The organism is Duganella sp. CY15W (assembly GCF_009857555.1).
Classification (GTDB): Bacteria; Pseudomonadota; Gammaproteobacteria; order Burkholderiales; family Burkholderiaceae_D; genus Rugamonas; species Rugamonas sacchari.
Map to the genome: position 1 here is coordinate 250,459 of NZ_WWCQ01000008.1, position 18,323 is coordinate 268,781.

General features: G+C 62.2%; 19 protein-coding genes and 1 pseudogene. 5 read left to right on the forward strand and 15 right to left on the reverse strand.

The genetic code is table 11. From position 1 onward, the window contains the following. Positions 1–4 precede the first annotated feature (4 nt). Entirely contained in the window at positions 5–958 is a 954-nt protein-coding gene (locus tag GTP58_RS29210) for an HD-GYP domain-containing protein (RefSeq protein WP_161080447.1), read from the forward strand. On the opposite strand, the gene GTP58_RS29215 is transcribed toward GTP58_RS29210, so the two are convergent. From GTP58_RS29215 to GTP58_RS29285, 15 genes are all read right to left on the reverse strand, one after another. Continuing rightward, entirely contained in the window at positions 959–2,071 is a 1,113-nt protein-coding gene (locus GTP58_RS29215) for a tetratricopeptide repeat protein (protein WP_229215791.1), read from the reverse strand. After that, positions 2,068–2,961 (reverse strand): ExeA family protein, encoded by an 894-nt coding sequence (locus GTP58_RS29220; protein WP_161080448.1) that lies wholly within the window; start codon positions 2,959–2,961, stop codon positions 2,068–2,070. The genes GTP58_RS29215 and GTP58_RS29220 overlap by 4 nt, the downstream gene beginning before the upstream one ends. Positions 2,962–2,963: 2 nt before the next feature. Next, entirely contained in the window at positions 2,964–4,742 is a 1,779-nt protein-coding gene (gene mshL / locus GTP58_RS29225; protein ID WP_161080449.1) for a pilus (MSHA type) biogenesis protein MshL, read from the reverse strand. Between the two features lie 13 nt (positions 4,743–4,755). Next, positions 4,756–5,076 carry an MSHA biogenesis protein MshK gene (locus tag GTP58_RS29230; RefSeq protein ID WP_229215792.1) on the reverse strand — a complete coding sequence of 107 codons (321 nt, stop codon included), beginning with the start codon at positions 5,074–5,076 and terminating at the stop codon, positions 4,756–4,758. Between the two features lie 14 nt (positions 5,077–5,090). After that, positions 5,091–5,852 (reverse strand): type II secretion system protein GspM, encoded by a 762-nt coding sequence (gene gspM, locus GTP58_RS29235; RefSeq protein ID WP_161080451.1) that lies wholly within the window; start codon positions 5,850–5,852, stop codon positions 5,091–5,093. Beyond that, complete coding sequence (locus GTP58_RS29240; RefSeq protein WP_161080452.1) at positions 5,849–6,532, reverse strand: MSHA biogenesis protein MshI; 684 nt, start codon at positions 6,530–6,532, stop codon at positions 5,849–5,851. The genes gspM and GTP58_RS29240 overlap by 4 nt, the downstream gene beginning before the upstream one ends. Next, positions 6,529–7,434: an agglutinin biogenesis protein MshI gene (locus tag GTP58_RS29245; RefSeq protein ID WP_308937380.1), complete on the reverse strand. Its 906-nt coding sequence runs from the start codon at positions 7,432–7,434 to the stop codon at positions 6,529–6,531. The genes GTP58_RS29240 and GTP58_RS29245 overlap by 4 nt, the downstream gene beginning before the upstream one ends. A 157-nt stretch (positions 7,435–7,591) precedes the next feature. Beyond that, positions 7,592–8,098, reverse strand: a complete 507-nt coding sequence (locus tag GTP58_RS29250; RefSeq protein ID WP_161080454.1) for an agglutinin biogenesis protein MshP — start codon at positions 8,096–8,098, stop codon at positions 7,592–7,594. Further along, a complete protein-coding gene (locus tag GTP58_RS29255) occupies positions 8,095–8,970 on the reverse strand; it encodes a type II secretion system protein (protein WP_161080455.1) in 876 nt (291 codons plus the stop codon). Before GTP58_RS29255 ends, GTP58_RS29250 begins: the two co-directional genes overlap by 4 nt. Beyond that, the gene (locus GTP58_RS29260) at positions 8,967–9,623 is read right to left on the reverse strand and encodes a type II secretion system protein (RefSeq protein WP_072787394.1); all 657 of its coding nucleotides are present in this window, start codon (positions 9,621–9,623) and stop codon (positions 8,967–8,969) included. Before GTP58_RS29260 ends, GTP58_RS29255 begins: the two co-directional genes overlap by 4 nt. Beyond that, complete coding sequence (locus GTP58_RS29265) at positions 9,613–10,191, reverse strand: type II secretion system protein (protein WP_161080456.1); 579 nt, start codon at positions 10,189–10,191, stop codon at positions 9,613–9,615. The genes GTP58_RS29260 and GTP58_RS29265 overlap by 11 nt, the downstream gene beginning before the upstream one ends. A 27-nt stretch (positions 10,192–10,218) precedes the next feature. Further along, entirely contained in the window at positions 10,219–10,734 is a 516-nt protein-coding gene (locus GTP58_RS29270) for a type II secretion system protein (protein ID WP_161080457.1), read from the reverse strand. A gap of 39 nt (positions 10,735–10,773) precedes the next feature. Beyond that, entirely contained in the window at positions 10,774–11,292 is a 519-nt protein-coding gene (locus GTP58_RS29275) for a type II secretion system protein (RefSeq protein WP_161080458.1), read from the reverse strand. 13 nt (positions 11,293–11,305) lie between these two features. After that, a complete protein-coding gene (locus tag GTP58_RS29280; protein ID WP_072787398.1) occupies positions 11,306–12,538 on the reverse strand; it encodes a type II secretion system F family protein in 1,233 nt (410 codons plus the stop codon). Between the two features lie 3 nt (positions 12,539–12,541). Then, positions 12,542–14,248 carry a GspE/PulE family protein gene (locus GTP58_RS29285; protein WP_161080459.1) on the reverse strand — a complete coding sequence of 569 codons (1,707 nt, stop codon included), beginning with the start codon at positions 14,246–14,248 and terminating at the stop codon, positions 12,542–12,544. A gap of 144 nt (positions 14,249–14,392) precedes the next feature. On the opposite strand from GTP58_RS29285, the gene GTP58_RS29290 reads away from it, so the two are divergent. The 4 genes and pseudogenes from GTP58_RS29290 to GTP58_RS29305 all read left to right on the forward strand — a co-directional run. After that, positions 14,393–15,109 (forward strand): ABC transporter ATP-binding protein, encoded by a 717-nt coding sequence (locus GTP58_RS29290; protein ID WP_161080460.1) that lies wholly within the window; start codon positions 14,393–14,395, stop codon positions 15,107–15,109. Positions 15,110–15,117: 8 nt separating this feature from the next. After that, a complete protein-coding gene (locus tag GTP58_RS29295) occupies positions 15,118–16,029 on the forward strand; it encodes an ExeA family protein (RefSeq protein WP_161080461.1) in 912 nt (303 codons plus the stop codon). A 76-nt stretch (positions 16,030–16,105) separates the two neighbouring features. Next, a complete protein-coding gene (gene mshL / locus GTP58_RS29300) occupies positions 16,106–17,965 on the forward strand; it encodes a pilus (MSHA type) biogenesis protein MshL (RefSeq protein ID WP_161080462.1) in 1,860 nt (619 codons plus the stop codon). Further along, positions 17,962–18,323: pseudogene (locus GTP58_RS29305) on the forward strand (tetratricopeptide repeat protein); the annotation flags it as partial. The gene mshL (GTP58_RS29300) and the pseudogene GTP58_RS29305, both read left to right, overlap by 4 nt.

The following is an 18,323-nucleotide window of genomic DNA, read 5'->3' on the forward strand; positions in this document are numbered from 1 at the left end:
AAAAATGTCCGACACCAATCCATTGGCCGCGCCATCGTCGGTGCTGCATCAGCTGAACGAATCCAATCGCCGGCTGGAGCGCCTGCTGCACAACCTGCGCAACGAACACAATGCGGAGGCCGATATCCGCGACATCGCGCGCGAAGTCATCGATGCGGTTGACCTCAACCCGGACATCGCGCTGGCCTGTATTTTCCTGAGCCAGATCAACGGCAGCTACGCGGTACGCCACTGTATTGAAACCGCCGTGGTCACGGTGGTCATCGCCCACAGCATGCAGATGAGCGCCACCAGCACGCTCACCGTGACCGCTGCTGCGCTGACCATGAACGTCGGCATGCTGCGCCATCATGAAGGCTTCCAGAACAAGAATACGCCGCTGACCAGCGAGGAAATGGCCATCGTGCGCCGCCACCCGGAGGAAAGCGTGGACATGCTGCGCTGCGTGGGCGTGGAAGACGATGACTGGATTTCCTGCGTGCTGATGCACCATGAGAACGACGAAGGCAGCGGCTACCCGGCCGGCATCGCCAGTCCCGAAGTGACCTTGAATGCCAAGCTACTGAGCCTGGCCGACCGTTACTGCGCGCAGGTATCGGCGCGCAATTACCGCCGCTCGCTGCCGCCGCATCAGGCCTTGCGCAATCTGGTCGAGGACAAGATGGCGCCGGTTGATGCGTCGCTGTCGCGGCAATTCCAGCAGGAGCTGGGCGATTATCCGCCGGGCTGCCTGGTGCGCCTGGCCAGCGGTGAGATTGGGGTAGTCAGCCAGCGGCTGGATGGCGGCGCGGCGCGCGGCATCCACTGCCTGCGCGATCCGGCTGGCGGCGTGCTGTCGCCGGCACCGGTGCGCCGCACTGGCGCCGATGGCTGCAGCATCACCGAGTCCCTGAGCGAGGACCAGGCATCGATCCGCTTCAGCATGAAGCAGATCTGGGGTGCACAAGCGGCGCTCTGATTAGCGCGACAGCTGTTCTATCTTGCGATCGACAAAGCTGCGCAGTTCCGGCGTCAGACCGCCGGTGCTGCGGGCGCGGTTGTAGGCTTCGCGCGCTTCCGGCAGATGCTGGTCGGCTTGCAGCGAGATGCCCAGTCCCATCCACCACACTGCATTTTGCGGCGACAGCTGCAACGCATCGCGGTAGTGCTGCGCCGCTTCGGCGTGGCGCTGTTCGCGCTGCAGCACGCCCGCCAGGAAGGCGTGATAGTCGGGACTGGCGCCAGCGTACGGCAGCGTTTTGAGCAGCGTGTCCAGCGCGGGATCGCCGCGTTCCAGTTGCAGGCGCGCCAGCACCATGGCCAGGCCGGGCTGGCGCGGATCGATGCCCAGGGCCAGACGCAGCTGGCGGATGGCGTCGTCGGTGCGTTTGTTTTCCAGCAGCAGGCTGACATAGGTCTGACGTGCAGCCTCGTTGCGCGGATCGAGTTCGACGGACTTGTCCAGCTCCACCAGCGCTGCGTTGACACGGCCTTCCTGCAGATGGCCCAGCGCGCGGCGGTAGCTGTTTTCCGACATTTGTTTAGGCGTAAGTTCGCGCAGCACGACGCCGTCACCGGTGGCCGGCGTGGCCGCAGCGGCGCGCATCGCCTTGCGCTGCTGCACCATTGCAGGCATGTCGCTCTCCTCGCGGCGCGCTTCGGCCGTTACATGCTCCGCAGGTTTCGGCTTGGCGGGCGCAGGCTCCGGCACGGCGCGTTCCGCTGCGGGCGCGCTGTGCTCTGCCGGCTGCGCGGAAGCCGGCGCGCTGACGGCAGGCGACGGCGCGACGGCAGCGGCGCCAGATGCCGCCGGCGGTTCCTGGAAGCGTGGCCGGTCTGGAATGCGGTTGTCCACCACGCGCGCTGCGGGCACCGGCGCCGCAGCCGGCGCGTTGTGTGAACGCCAGTACTGCCAGCCATACCAGCCGCCGGCTGCCAGTACCAGCACACCCGCCGCCGCCCCGCCCACAATCAGCGGACGGCGATCCCGTTCCATGGCCGGCACGGCCTTTACTTCCTGCGGGCTCAAGGCCGGCTCGCCGCCACCGCCGCGTGCATCCAGGTCCTGCAGCATTTTATTAATCAAGCTCATTTCGTCAGTGCCCAGGTCAGGCCGCAAGCGGCAATCAGCAGGCTCACGCCCGCCGCCATCCACGCCCAGCGCAGGCGGCCTTGCGGCATCACCGTATCGCTGGCAGCGAGATGTACATGGCGGCGCGTCACCTGCTGCTTGCCTTCGCCGTAGCACAGCATGAGCGCCTTGTTGGCCATGATGTTGACCAGCCGCGGAATGCCGCCGCTGGACTTGTATAAACCCGCGATCGCGCCACGGCTGAACAACCGTCCACCGGCATACCCCGCCACACGCAAACGGTGCGCCAGATAATATTCAATATCGTCGCGCGACAATGGGCCGAGATGATAATGGAAGGTGATGCGCTGCGCTAGCTGGCGGATCGAATTTTCCTGCAAATGCTGGTTCAGCTCCGGCTGGCCAAACAGCACGATCTGCAGCAGCTTGCGCTTTTCGGTTTCCAGATTGGTCAGCAGGCGCAAGGCCTCCAGGCTTTCGGTCGGAATCGCCTGCGCCTCATCCAGCAGCAGCAAGACCTGCTTGCCTTCGCGCGCCAGATCCATCAGGCGGTGCGTGATCGATTTCAGCAACTGGTGCTGGTCCACATCGCGCTCCAGCGTCACTTCCAGCTCGTCGGCCAGGGCCAGCATCAGCGTGCGTGGCTCCAGGTACGGATTCGGAATATAGGCGGTCACAAAATCCGCACCGATGGTCGCAATGAATTTACGGCACAACAGCGTCTTGCCGGTGCCGACTTCGCCGGTGATCTTGATGAAGCCTTCGCCGCTCTTCGCCGCCACCAGCAAGGTATTCAACGCCTCCTGCGAATGCGGGCTGGTGAAAAAATAGCTGGTATCCGGCGTGATGCTGAACGGCGCCTCACGCAGGCCGAAGTGTTTGCTGTACATGGTCAGTTGCGCCCCCTGTCGCGCGGGTCGAGTTCCTTGATGCGGCGGCCACTGTCCAGCAGGTCCTGATTCCAGTCCGACGACGTCTCCACCACGGTCGGCTTGATGAGCACCACCAGTTCGCGCTTCTGCACCACCTCGCTCTTGCTGCCAAACAGCGCACCCAGTACCGGCACGCGGTTGGCGCCCGGCACGCCGGAATTGTCGGTGGTCGTGGCCTGGCGCATCAAGCCGCCGATGGCCACCACCTGGCCATTCTGGCCGCGCACCATGCTGTCCATTTCAGACGTCGACGACGCCGCCAGCGGTAGGCTGAAATTCCCCAGCGAGCCCAGATTCAGGCCCTTGTTCACGGTCGACACCTGGCTCACCGACGGGTGCACATGCAGGATGATATTGCCGTCGTCGTCGATCTGCGGCGTCACGTCCAGCACCACGCCGGAGAAGAACGGCTGCAGGGTCACGGTCGGCGTGGTGACGCCGGTGCCCGTGCCGCTGGTGGTCGTGGTGGTGCTGACGCCCGTCACATAGAATTCATCGGTACCGATTTTCAGCAGCGCCTTTTGGTTGTTCAAGGTCGCAATGCGTGGGCTGGACAGCACATGCACCGTGCCCTGCCCTTCAAGGAAGGAAATCAGCGCGGCGAAATTACTGGTCTGGAAAGCCATGCCAAACAAGGAACCCAGGGCATCGCCGGATGCCCCCAGCGAACTGCCCGGCAGAGAAGTGATGCCCGCCTTGCCATTGCTGCTGATGACGTTACCCAGCGGACGCAAGGTGGTATCCGGCTGCAGCGTGCCGGCCGAGAAGCGGTTGTTGCCGCCCGCCGCGAACTTGCCAAACGCGGCCCAGTTCACGCCGCTCTGGAAATTGCTGTTCAATTCCACTTCCAGGATCTTGGCTTCCAAAATCACCTGGCGGTCAACCGACACCTGGGTCGCCCTCAGATACAGGTCCACATTGCGCAGCTCATCGGGCATCGCGCGAATCACGATCACGCCTGACTGCGGGCTGACCGTCACACTGCGGCCATCCTTGCCGATCGCCACCAGCGCTTCCAGCGCCGTCTTCAGCTCCAGCCAGAAATCGCTTTCCGAACGCGTTTGCACATTGGCCGAATCGCGTTGGGTCTGCTGCGTGCCGTTGGGATTGTTGGGGTCATTGCCGCCGTTGTTATTGCCGTTGTTGTTATTGTTGCCGTTCGAGCCGTTGTTGCTCTGGTTGCCGCTGTTGCTGATGCCCGCATTGGCCACCGAGGTTGACGACACGCGTAAACTGGACACGCCCTTGCGGATCGCCGTCAGGTAGTTAATCTTGAACATCTTGGTCTGCATGGTCAGCGGACGGATGTAGATGCGCGTGCCTTCCACCTTGTAGTCGTAGCCATACAGTTCGCGGATCGCATCCAGCGCTTCGAACAGGGTCACGTCCTTCAGGTTGGCCGTGATATTGCCGGTTACCTCAGGGTTAATCAGCATGTTGTAGCGCGTGCCCGCCACGATCGAGTTATAGAACTGCTGCACCGGCACGTTGTTGAATGCGACGTTGAAACGCTCCTCCAGCACCGCCCGCGCTTTCGGCAATTGATCGGTCAGCTGCGATACCGGCGGCAGCAAGGCGCTGGACACGGCCTCGTTGGGCGTGACGGCGACCGGCTTGGCAGCGGCGCCGTTGACCTCATTGCTGATCTTGTCGTAAGTATCGCGCGTGGATGGCGTGCTGCAGCCGCTCAGCAGCAGCATCGTCATCGTCACAAGCGCGGTGGTCAGAATTTTTTGCATAGCGGTCTTCGCGTTAATGGGCGGCTTTTGGGGCTTCTTGTGGGAACAAGGTCAGAACTTGCCTGTTCCGTCCGTTTTGCAGCACTACCTGATTCTTGCGCACTTCCACCAGCACGGCGCCGTTGAACTTCTCGCCCTTGCGGATGGTCTGGCCATCGATGACGGCCACCTGGCGGCCATGCGCGCCGATCAGCACGGATTGCAGCTGCGGGCCGGTCGCCACCGGCGCCACATCCGCCGCCGTGGCCGGCAGCAGGCGCGATTCCGGCGGCGGCTGGGTGGGATCGGTCAGCGACTGTGCCGTCGCCGCACCGGACAGCAGCAGGAGCGCCATGCAGAATCGCCGCGTCATAGTTTCATCCATTTCTGATCCAGGCTCAGCGTGTACAAGGTCAGCGTCAGGCGCGAGTTCGGATACTGCTGGGCATCCAGCCTGGCCTTGCCCCAGAACAGCTGCACCGGCAGCGACTCCAGCGCCTCCATATACGTGACCATGTCCAGGTAACTCCCTTGCAGCACAATTTCCACGCCGTGGCGGTACAGCAGCTCGCGCGGCTTGACCGCTGCCGGCGCTGCTGGCGCACCTGGCGTTGCGGCCGCCACCAGGGCCGCTGCCGTGACTGCGGCCGGCGGCGTGGATGCCGCCTTCGCCGGCTCCGGCAGGATCGCCTCATTCAGGCCCGTGACCGGCAGCGTCTTCATCGACATCAGCTTCAACTTGCCATTGCCGTGCAACAGATGCTCCAGCAGCGGCGCGATCTTTTCCGGCGCCACCAGGCCTTTTTGTACCGCCATCAGGCCAGCGCTGCTGGTATCGATCTCGCGCTGCACCGACGCCAGCTTCGCGCGCGTTGCCGCATCCGGATCAGGCACAAAGCCTTGCGCCAGCAAGCTGATTTCCATATCGATGCCGGCAATCTGGTTTTGCTGCTGCTTGATCTGCATGAGCAGCAGCTTCTGCCGGTTCAGCATCGGCTCAACCGAGACCGTATAAATCAGGAACAGGACCGACGCCACCACGGCGAGAAACACCATCGCGCGCTCGCGCAGCGTCATCGCATCCAGCCTGGTACTGAGCTTAATCCATTGTTGCAGCAGCTGCTGTTTCATTTGGCGGCCTCCTGCATCATGGTCGATTGCAGGTTGAACTCCACGAATGGCGATACGGCCGGCGCGACCGCCACCACCGGCGCCGTGGATACCACGCCCGCCGCAGCGGCAACCTGCGGCGCTGCCCCCGCCTCCGGCCGCGCGATGTCCAGCGCCGCAAACGTCTTGCCGCGCATGATCTTCTCCGCCGTCAGACGGGCGATGTAATGCGGGATCAACGTCGGCTGCATGGCCCTGCCCTGCACGCCGATATCATTGCCGGCGCCAGTGATGGTGAGGCCGGTGAGCCACAGTCCGCTGACGTTCTGGCGCGAAAAAGCGCGGAAGTATTCCGCATAGCCCGCCGTGTTGCCCAGCGTGCCGCCTTGCAGCACCGCCGCCACATCCTGCAGCGACTTCAGTTCCGCCTGCGCCGCATTCAGCTCGGCGGCCAGCGCCGGACTCTGGGCGCGCGGCGCGAACTGCGCCTTGGCGCGTACCAGGCTTTGCTCCCGTTTGGCCAACACTGTCTTGCCCGCCTCCGCTTCCTGCTCCTGCGCCGCCACACGCTGGCCCGCGTACCAGGTCAGCAGCAAGGCGCCGGCCACGATCACGCCCAGCGCTTCCACCATCGGCAACGCGGCGAAAATCTTGCGCTGCTTGAGGAAGATGGGATTGAAGAGATTGATCTGCTGGCTCACAGATGCACCTCCTCATGCCGCAACGCCGCGCCCAGCGTCAGGAAAAAACGCTGCTGCTGCGCGGCGTCCTGCAGCGCAGGCGCGTTGCGCAGGTCGAACACATCGTCCAGCGTCATGGCTTCCACCGGCATGTACAGGTTGGCGGCCAGGTGTTCGTGCAGGCCGTGCGTGCCGGTGGGCGCCAGCAGCAGCTTGAGCACGTTCACGTAATGGAACTGGCGGTCGAAGTGATCCAGCGAGCGTTGCAGCTCCAGCGTAATCTTGTCGAAGCAGACTTGCTGGCGGTCCGAGTCACGTTCCAGCAGCTGCTCCAGCGTCACATCGATACGCCGTGACAGGTACAGCTCGGCCTTGTAGGTAATGGTCAGCAGGCCACCATCGCCGTCAAACGACAGCATGGCCAGGCCGCGGCCATCGGTTTCGAGCAAGGCCGAGATATTCCGCTGCGCCATTTCAGGGATATCGATGACCGTGAGCTCCAGCTTGGCTTCACCAAACAGCGCCTGGCGCGACTGCACCAGCGCATTGCGCGCGGCCACCGCGAACATCGAGTGGCCGCGCGAGGCGCCGCTGCTGTCCTGCGGGATGTCCAGCACGTCAATGGTGGCGTCATCGATATGGAAGTCGAGCATATCCTTCAAGCGCCAGCGCACGGCGGTTTTCAATTCGTCCGGCGGCACGTTGGGGGCATCGACCATCAGCAGCTGATACTCGCCGCCGCCAAGCATGGTGCCGCAGCGGTAGCTGTTGGCGCGCAGCTCGCGGCTCATGCGTTCCAGCGCTTCCGGCGAGAAGCTGGCATCAGCCGGATAAAACGCCGACACCTCGACGATGGCCTTGGCATCGCGCACGCGCTGAACGCGGCCCGCACAGATACCGTCCCGCAGAAACGTGACGGTCAACCAGCCATCCGATTTTTTAGCCCGCTTAAAGAAGCCCATATCTCAACACACGAAGTTTACGCGCTAGATGCTTGATTATATTCAAGTTACCGATCATTTCATGCTCAAAATGGCAAGCATTCTGTAAAAATACACAAATTTCCGCACAGTTGCGGCTTCAAAGCTGCGCCGTGATCACGCGCTGCACATAATCCGCACCCGGCGCAGCGTTCGGGCACGCGCCTCCCGCGCCAGGCTGATTGCAGGCGGTGGAGGTAATTCTGATGTGCGCGGCAGTGGCGTCGCCGCTGCCGCCACCGGCAATGCCTGCCACCAGGTTGTCGCAAGTAATGACCAGCGTCACCGTGAACGTCGATAAGCTGGTACCAGCCGGCAGCGCGACGTTGCGCGTCACCGTGGTCTGCGCCGCCGAGCAGCCAAAGGTCACTGCCGGCTGCGGCGGATTCAAACCGGATTGCTGCGCCGTGTACAGTGCCCATTCAATGCCGGCCTTGGCGGCCTGGTAAGCGCGTATCCCCTGGATGTCCTGCGCCGTTCCGGCTTGCTGCGTCGTCGTCAGCGTCACAATCGCGACGGCCAGACCCGCCACGGCGACCAGCAGGAAGATGGCAGTGATAATGGCGACACCGCGTGCCTGCCGGCGTCTGCGCGCAAATGGCTTCATGGAATATTACTCACGTGGATTTGATGCGTCAGCGTGACCGTTTCCGGCGCTCCCATGTCAGCGTTATAGCGCGCCAGCGCGATCGACAATCCGATCAGCGCCGTTTGCTGATTGGCGACCGCAGTCACTGAAAACAGACAGGCGTAGACGTTATCGGCCATCAGCGCATTGCTGCCACCGGCCGGTGCGATTTGCGCAGCGTTCCATCCATAGCCCCAATACCGCAGCAGCGTACCTTTGCCGGTCGCCGTATCATTGGTGCAGGCAAAGGTCACGGGCGTGCCGACCACGGCAAAGCGCTTTCCAGGCGAGCTGTTCGGCGTCCCGGCTGTTGCATAAGGGTTTCCAGCCATGGTCAGCGTCTTGCCGTTCACCGCAGTCAGGGCAACACGGTTACCGCCAGCATATGCATCCGCGCCAGCGAAGCCGCTACCCAGGTTATAGATCACGATCTGGTCGCCAGCCGCAATCGCGTAAGGCGAGGCCGGCATGGGGCCAACGACATCGAAGTTGGTACGCGCCGTGGCCGCGCTAAAGTCCAATGCGTGATACAGCGACGGATCGGCACCATCGTCAGAAGCCAGATAGCGCGCGCCGCTTTTGGTCGGAATGAATTCGATGTAGGAGGTATTGCCAATGACCGCCCAGCGAACGCTGTTCGGCAGCGCGCCGCGCAATTCGCGCGTCATGCGGCGCAAGGCGATCTCTGCCACGTCGGCCATGTCCGCGCGTGCGGCATTGTCCACATAATTCTGCACCGGCCGGCGGATGAACAGCACCATGATTCCGGCAAGAATGGCGGTAATCATCATGACCACGATGGTTTCAATCAAGGTAAAACCGTGCTGGCGGGCGGCGCTCGGTATGCTCATAGCGCGCCTGGCTGGTAGCGGGTGCGATAACCATCCAGCGTGACGGACTCGCCGGGGCCGTAGTTGACCGTAATGGTGATCTGCAAGGCGATCATATTCTGCGCCGTGGAGGTGATGGTGCCGCCCAGGCCATTGACCAAGTTCAGGGTCAAGGTCGTCGTGATGCCGTCCATCGACACTTTGCCCAATGCGCTGCCGACCGCGTTCACGCCCAGCGCGGCGCCGCTGACATCCCGGTCCACCAGCTTGCCGCTGGCATCGGCCACAGCAAAGGCGCGCACGGGGGTACCGAGCGTATAACCTACCGGCACATAGTCGTTGACGTTATCGTAGGGCCGGGTATTACCGGCTTCCGGTCCCAGCTTCTCGGTCGTCGATGATGCAGCACATCCCACCGGCGCGGCCGCATTGGCATCGGTCGCGATAGCGGCATTCGCATCCGCCGGATCGCACACCGTAAATTGCGCCTGCTGGATCTCTTCCATATAGGCTTCGGCAATCAGGATGGCCTGCTTGCGCCGCACCGGATCTGTGCTGGCGCCCGTGGACTGGTTGATCACGCGCAGGATACCCGCAGCGGCGATGCCGACGATGACAATAAAGATGACCAGCTCAATAATCGTCAGACCAGTTTGTCGGCGCTTATTGCACATAACCTGTCTCAGGATAGATGGTGATCTGTGCCGAATTGCCGCCACTGGCAAAGGTAATGGCCAGCGGTGCGTTGAAGGTAGAGCCGGCAATGCCGCTATCGGCTTTGTTGTAAGGACGCCCCAGCGCGTCAAAGAAGAAATAGCCGCCAGCGCCGACTTCGGCGCGGCCGCCGGCATTGACCGTCACGCTGGCGGGGCGCCCTTCGCAAAGCCACTGCGCGACATACGCGCCACCCAGCAGACAATTGGCTTTGGTGACACTGCTGCCACTGTTGCTGCCAGCCGGTGCGGTGACCGCCTCGGCTGCTGCGCAACCAGAACCAGAGCAGACGGCAAAGCTATTGCCATCTGCGCGCACATACATGAAGCGATTTTGCGCAATGGCCAACTTCTGCGCATAGCGAATAATGGCCTTCGCCTGATCGGCATACGCGCGGTTTTCAAACACCCTGTTATCGAAAAACCGCCCTACCCCGATGGCGCCAACGATGCCAATAACAATCAGCACCGTGACCAGCTCAATGATGGTGAATCCAGCATCCGGTTGTGAGCAAAAGTCAGACTTCACGGCGCGTCGCGCAGTTGCCGCATCCGATTATTGACAGGTAGATGCCGTTGGGCTGTTGGTCACCGTCGCGGCCGACGTTGCGGAAGTCGCTGCGGTGTACAGGATATAGCAAGTGGCGCTTGCGCCATTTTTGGGTTGAATCGCGACCGCGCCTGCCGCCACAGTCGGCTGATTGGTGCCGCCGCCTGGGGCGGCTACAAAAGTGTAGTCGTTAGTGCTCAACCCCGCAGCAGTGGGCGCGTCCGTCAATGTCGGATACCCATAGGCGGTATTGATCGTGGTGCCTTCCAGGCTCACCGAACTGGTCGCCAAGGTCGCAGTATTGTTCAGCAGCGACTGACTTTTAACGATAGCCCCAGCCGATTTCAGCGCACCGGCTGCCGCGTTCATCGACGCTGCACGCGCACTCCCGCCCATATCGGCAAACTTCGGCAAGGCCGTTGCCGCCAGAATCCCGAGGATCACAATCACCACAATCAGTTCGATCAGCGTGAAGCCACCTTGGGCGCGTTGAGAAATTGCAGTGCGTGTTTGCTTATTCATTACTTTCTCCAAATCGTCCGAAAAATTTGCGCGGATGCGCTAGTCCTTCACTTGCTCAAGGGCCACACCTATGGTCTCAGGTGTGCCTGACGGCTTGGCGGGGCTATGGGGCAAGCGCTGTAATTTTACCTTGAATTTCAAACGTTTCGATGGGGCATCTCGAAAAGATTCTGCATAATTTAACAAATAAATCAGACTCTTATCGGTTCGATCAAAGCACCAGTTACCCGGCCCAATATCCTTGTCCGTCGGACTGAATAATTCCCCAGCGTAATTCGCGGGCTTGATTTTTAGCAAATTTAATGGGTTTTCTTCGGCCAATACCGCTAAATCATCGTTGGTCCGCGACAATTTTCTGTTTGCAACCTTCATTTCTAAGGAAAGACGCAGATTACTCAGTGTGGCATTGACCGCCGCCTGCTCTGCCTGCTCCTGATAATATGCTATGCGATTCAGCAAAACCGCCATCAGGATGCCTACCACAAACACCGCTATGGCGAATTCGAGCAGGCTGGCGCCGCGTTGCTTACAGGGTACAAAAATGGTCAAGGAACTCACGATTTTTTAACATTTACTGGTGGAGTGCGGCCTTACCCAAGTCCCAAATAGGTAGGAAGATGCCCAGCGCCAGCACCAGCACCAGTACCCCCAGGAACACGATCAGAATCGGCTCAATCTGTGCTGACAGGGTCTTGAGTTCATAGTCCACCTCGCGCTCGTACATCTGCGCAATCTCGTCCATTAAATCATCGATCGAACCACTTTCTTCGCCCACCGCGATCATCTGCAGCACCACTGGCGTGAAGACATTCGCCGCTGCCGCAGTCCGCAAGATACTGTCGCCGCGCTCGACGCCGTCGCGCATCTGCTCCACGCGCGCCGTCAGGTAGGCGTTGTCCACCGTCTGCGCCACCACCGTCAAGGCCTGCACAATCGGCACACCGCTGCGGCTGGACAGCGAGAAACTGCGCGCAAAGCGCGCCATCGTGGCTTTCAAGACGATTTTCCCTGCCACCGGTATCTTCAGCTTGAACTTGTCCCATTCATACAGGCCACGCGGCGTGCGCACCCACAGGCGAAAGCCCCAGACGGCCAGCGCGACACCGACCGCCATCACCGGCCAGTAGCGCACGGTGAAATTGGAGGTGCCGATCAGTATCCGCGTCATCAGCGGTAACTCCGCGTGAAATTTCGCGAACACGCCGACAAACGCCGGAATCACGAAAATATTCACCACCACCATTGCAATCAGCATCGCCATCATGACAAAGCTCGGATAGCGTGTGGCGGTTTTGACGCGCTCGCGCATGTCGCGGTCGAACTCCAGGTGGTCGAACAGGCGCAGGAACACTTCTTCCAGCCGCCCCGTCATCTCGCCCACCCGCACCATCGACAGATAAAACGGCGTGAACACCTCGGGATGACGGCGCATCGCGGCCGACAGCTCGCGGCCGGCATCCAGCGACTCGCGCAAATCCTTGATGACCTTGCCAAACGCCTTGCTGACCGCCGATTCCTGCAAACCCGCCAGCCCGCGCATGATGGGCACGCCGGACTTGAGCAAGGTGTACATCTGGCGGCTGAACAGCTGCACGTCCATCGAGGTGACGCGCTTCTCCAGCAGCTTGGCCCACCAGGTCTCGCCATCGCCGGCCGCAGCGGCTTTTTTGGTGACCACAATTTCAATCGGCGTCACACCCGTATTGAACAGCTGGTCGGCAACGGCGCCGCTATCGGCCGCCTCCAGGATGCCTTGCATGAGTTCGCCGCGTGCATTGCGGCCTTTGTAGGCGAAGAATGGCACCGTTTAGTCCTCGACCTGGTTGCTGATGCGCATGGCTTCCGAAATCGTCGTGCGGCCCTGGACCACCAGTTGCACCGCGTGCCGGCGCAGCGTTTCGCCGGCCATCTGCTGCGCCGCCACCTTGAGGAAGTGCGCGGGGTCGGGATCATTGGCCGCATCCACCACTGCACGCGTCATCTCGAGCAGCTCGTACACGCCAGTCCGGCCGCGATAGCCCATGCCATTGCAGTGCGAGCAGCCCTTGCCATGGAAATAGCGCGCCTTGTCGACCTTGTCGTTGAGCTCCATGCTCAGCCATTCCCGCTCGGTCGGCGTCGGTTCATACGGCGTGGTGCAGCTTTCGCAGATCACGCGCACCAGGCGCTGCGCCAGCACCGCCTGCAGCGACGAGCCCACCATATAGCGCGGCACGCCCATGTCCATCAGGCGCAGCGGCGTGCTGACCGCATCGTTGGTGTGCAGCGTCGACAGCACCAGGTGGCCGGTCATGGCGGCGCGCAGGCCGATTTGTGCGGTTTCCTGGTCGCGCATCTCGCCCACCAGCACGATGTCCGGGTCCTGGCGCAGCGCGGAGCGCAGCACGCGAGCGAAGCTGAGCTCGATCTTGTCGTTGACCTGCACCTGGTTGATGCCGGCCAGCCGGTATTCGACCGGGTCCTCCACCGTGATGAGCTTTTTCTCGACCGAGTTCAGTTCGGACAGCGCGCAGTACAAGGTGGTGGTCTTGCCGGAACCGGTCGGCCCGGTCACCAGCACCAGCCCGTTGGGCCGCTGGACGATGGCGCGGAATTTCTCCAGCAGGCCGCGCGGCATGCCGATTGCATCGAGCTTGAGCTGCGTGCCGCCCTGGTTCAGCAGACGCATCACCACCGACTCGCCGTACTGGGTCGGCATGGTCGAAATCCGCACGTCGATGCGCTGGTTCTTGACGCGCACCGCGAAACGGCCGTCCTGCGGCAGGCGCTTTTCCGAGATATCCAGGTCCGACATCAGCTTCAGGCGCAGCGCCAGCGACGGTGCAATCTTGATATCAGACTCGGTCTGCAAGTGCAGCACGCCGTCGATGCGGAAGCGGATCTGCAGCCGCCCTTCCTGCGGTTCAATGTGGATGTCGGACGCGCGCACCTGGGCGGCGTCGTCAAACACCGACTGCAGCAGCTTGACCACCGGCGCTTCTTCGAGGTTGGGATTGGCCGCAGCCAGCGCGCCAAAGTCCACCGAGACATCGCCGAGGTCCTGCTCCAGCTCGCGCGCCAGGTCGGAGATGTCCTCGGTGCGGCGGTAAATGCGGTCGATGGCCGCCATGACCTCGGTCTCGTTGACCACCGCCAGCTCGATATTCTGCCGCACGAGGCGGGCAATCTCGTCGTACGCAAACAGGTCGGTCGGGTCGGACATGCCGACCAGCAGCGAACCGCGGCGGTCTTCCAGCACCAGCGCGCGGAAGCGGCGCGCCTGGGTTTCCGGCAGCAGCCGCACAATCTCGGGATTGATGTTGAAGAACTTGAGGTTGAGGTAGGGGATATTCAGCTGGCGCGCCAGCGCACCGGCGATCTGCTCTTCGGTCACATAACCGTTTTCGACAAACACGCGGCCCAGCTTGCGCCCGCTGCGCTTCTGGTCGGCCAACGCCAGCGTCAGCTGTTCCTCGGACAGCAGCTTTTGCTGCACCAGAATTTCACCCAGCCGGACTTTCTCTGGCCTAGACATACCCGCTCCTTGACGATTCTCACTAAAACTTGCGGCCATTCTATGCCAGATGTGTTTTTAGAGCGAGTTGGCGCAAGCGCAGGTGTCGCTTTCTTTGGACGGATGCGCTACAGTGTGGCTCGTTTCATTTGCCCATTGCTCCTCATGACTGGTCCGGCCCTGCGCTTTCAGCAAGTTGTCAAACGCTATGGTGCGGCCAGCGTGCTGCACGGCGTGGACCTGGAACTGCGCGCCGGCGAGTGTTTCGGCCTGGTCGGCGTCAACGGCGCCGGCAAGACCAGCCTGATCAAATGCCTGCTGGACTTTTGCGCGCTGGACGGCGGCAGCATCGAGATTTTCGGCCAGCCGCACCACCGGCCGGCCGCGCGCCAGCCGCTGGCCTTCGTGCCCGAACGCTTCACACCGCCGTATTATCTGACCGGCGCCGATTTCATGCGCTATCTGCTAACCTTGCAGGGATTGCCGTACCAGCCGCCCGCCGTCGAGACCATGCTAGCCGCGCTGGACCTGGCGCCGGACGCGCTCAGGCGCACGGTACGCAGCTATTCCAAAGGGATGACCCAGAAACTGGGCCTGGCCGCGTGCCTGCTCACGCGCAAGCCGCTGTATGTATTGGACGAACCCATGAGCGGACTCGACCCCAAGGCGCGCGCGCTGCTGAAAGACCAGCTGCGCAATCTGCGCCAGGCCGGCAGCACCGTGTTCCTGACCTCGCACGCGCTGGCCGACGTGGACGAGCTGTGCGACCGCATGGCCATCCTCCACGACGGCCACATCCGTTTCACCGGCACCCCGGCCGCCTGCCGCGCCCAGTACGGCGCGGCGACGCTGGAACAAGCTTTCCTGACTTGCATAGCCTGAGCCTGCCCATGTACCAATCCCACTTTGGCCTGCGCGAATCGCCGTTCCATATCACGCCCAACCCGGCGTTTTTCTATTCCGGCAATGCCCGTGGCGATATTCTGGACGCCATGCTGTATGCGGTCGGCAATGGCGAGGGCATCATCAAGCTCACCGGTGAGGTCGGCACCGGCAAGACCATGCTGTGCCGCATGCTGGAAAGCCGCATGCCGGCCCATATCGACGTCATCTACCTGGTCAATCCCAACCTCAATCCGCTCGAGGTGCAGCACGCGATTGCCGCCGAGCTGGGCTTGCCCACCACCGGCCTGCGCGCCGACGAGGTCCAGCGCAGCCTGCATGCCGAACTCATCAAGCGCCACAGCGCCGGCCGCCAGGTCGTGCTGCTGGTCGAGGAAGCGCAGGCCATGCCGCTTGACACGCTGGAGGCGATCCGCCTGCTCACCAACCTGGAAACCGCGCGCAGCAAGCTGCTGCAGATCGTGCTGTTTGGCCAGCCCGAGCTGGATCAGAACCTCAACCTGTCCAGCATGCGCCAGCTTAAGGAGCGCATCACGCACAGCTTCCAGGTACCGGCGCTCGAAGCCGAGCTGACCGGCGACTTCCTGGCATTCCGCCTGCGCGCAGCCGGCCACGAAGGCCCGGCCCTGTTCAGCCCGGCTGCGGCGAAGTTGATTGCCGAGGCGTCGCAGGGCATCGTCCGCCGCATCAACATCCTGGCCGACAAGGCGCTGCTGGCCGCATTTGCCGATGATGCCACCATGGTGGAAGCGGTGCACGCGCACCAGGCCATCGCCGAAACCGCGTTTCGCCGCCCTGCTGGCCGCTGGCGCGCGCGCCCTGTTGTTCTCGGGTGTTTATTGGCCCTTTTTATAGGGGCAATGTGGTATCTCGTCCTTGCGGCGACACCAAATTTGTAAGATGATGGTATCCATAATTGCAAAAGCACAACAAAAACAACGACTTCCTGCATCTTCCCTGGGCCGGAAAGAAACAATGAAAAAACTCAGCTCCCCCTTCGCCCCCGTGGTTTGCAGCGTATTGCTGAGCGCTTGCGCCAGCCATACCATACCGCAGTCACCGCTACACATCAGCGAACCGCCACCGCCCGTGGGGGCGATCCCCGAGCCGGTCCAGCAAAGCGTGGCGCTGCCGCCACCTAAACCCGCCGCCAAGGTCGAGACTTTCAGCGTGACGGTGCACAAGGTGCCGGTGCAGTCGCTGCTGTTTGCACTGGCGCGCGATGCTGGCATGAATGTCGATGTTCACCCGGGCATCGACGGGCTGGTCACGCTGAATGCGTTGGACCAGACCCTGCCACAGCTGCTGAACCGCATCCAGCGCCAGGTTGACATGCGCTATGAAATCAACGGCACCACGTTGACGGTGCTGCCGGACACGCCGGAATGGCGCAACTACAAGGTGGACTACGTCAACATCGCGCGCAGCACCAGTAGCAGCGTGAATATCGCCACGCAGATTTCCACCACGGGTGGCAGCGACGCCAGCAATCCGGTGCAGGCCACGGTACAGCAGTCGCCGTCCCAAGGCGGCAACACCGTGGGCGGCAACGTCAATAATCAACAGGGGGGCAACGCCAATAACGCGTCATCCCCCAACGGCACCAATAATTCCACCACGGTGGTCAACAACCGCGCGGACAATAATTTCTGGTACAACCTGGAAAAGAATATCCGCGACATGCTGCGCAGCTCCAACCTCAACGACAACCCCGTCGACCCGCTCGCAGCGGCACAACCGGCGCCGGGCGGCTTGCCCGCTCAAACGGCCAATGGCCTGGGGCAGCCAGCCGGGACTGCCCCTGCGCTGGACTTGAACGGCGGCCAGTCACGCGCCAGAACCACTTCCGTGATCGTGAACCCGGAAGGCGGCCTGATTGCCGTCCGCGCAACCGCGCGTCAGCATGAGAAAATCCAGCAATTCCTGGATACCGTGCTGGGCGCGGCCAAGCGCCAGGTGCTGATTGAGGCGACCATCATTGAAGTCAAGCTGAGCGACTCCTACCAGCAAGGCATCAACTGGGCGTCCATCGGCAATGGCGGACTGAAACTGACCCAGGCCGCAGTTGGCAAGTCCGCCCTGCCCAGCGGCGTAACCATTAATGGCGACTCGCCTGGCGTGTTCGTGATGAATTATGTCAATCCGACCAGCCGCATCGGTAACATCGCCACCACCATCCAGCTGCTGGAATCGTTCGGCAAGGTCAAAGTGCTGTCAAGCCCCAAGATTAGCGTGCTGAACAATCAGACCGCGCTGCTCAAGGTGGTGGACAATAATGTGTTCTTCTCCATCAAGGTGACGCCGGCCATCCTCAACGCCAACGGCCTGCCATCGACGCCGCCAACCTACGAGTCGCGCCTGCAGACGGTGCCGGTGGGCTTCGTCATGAGCGTCACGCCGCAGATTTCCGACAGCGACGAGGTCACACTGAACGTACGGCCAACCATCACCCGCGTGGTCGAATACGTCAACGACCCGAACCCGGCGCTGGCCGATGCCAAAGTGACCAGCAGGGTGCCGGTGATCCAGGCGCGCGAGCTGGAGTCCATCATGCGTATCAACAGCGGCCAGGTCGCCGTCATGGGCGGCCTGATGCAGGACTCAGTGAACAATACCAAGGATGGCGTGCCGCTGCTGAGCACGATCCCTGTGCTGGGCAACCTGTTCTCCTACCGCAATGAGAACAGTACCAAGACCGAGCTGGTCATTTTCATCCGGCCAGTGGTGGTCAAAGACGCCAGCATCAACGGCGACTACAAGGAGTACCGTTACATCCTGCCGGGCCAGAAACCCGACACCGAACCATATCCCGTTCCGAAGGCGAATGGATCATGAGTCTCTTAATGCAGGCGCTCAAGAAAGCCGAGCGCGCAAAACAAAACTCGGCCACCGAAGACGAGCTGGACAAACCGTCCGAGGCGTTTGACGACATTCTGGCCTTGACGCCTGAACCGGCGCCTGCCGCAGCGCCGGCGCCGGCGCGCGAATTCAACCTGGACGGCTTGAGCCTGGAGCCGATGGCGCCGGCCATGCCCGCCGCCAGTGCGCAACCGCGCCCGTCGCCTAGCCCGGAACCGGCCGTCAGCGATCACAAACAAGCCGGCCTGACGCTGGATCTGGCGCCCGATCCGGCCGCGCCAGCCGGCCCGGTCGGCCTGCCGCCGGCCGCAGCTGCCGCGCCGACGCCGCAGTC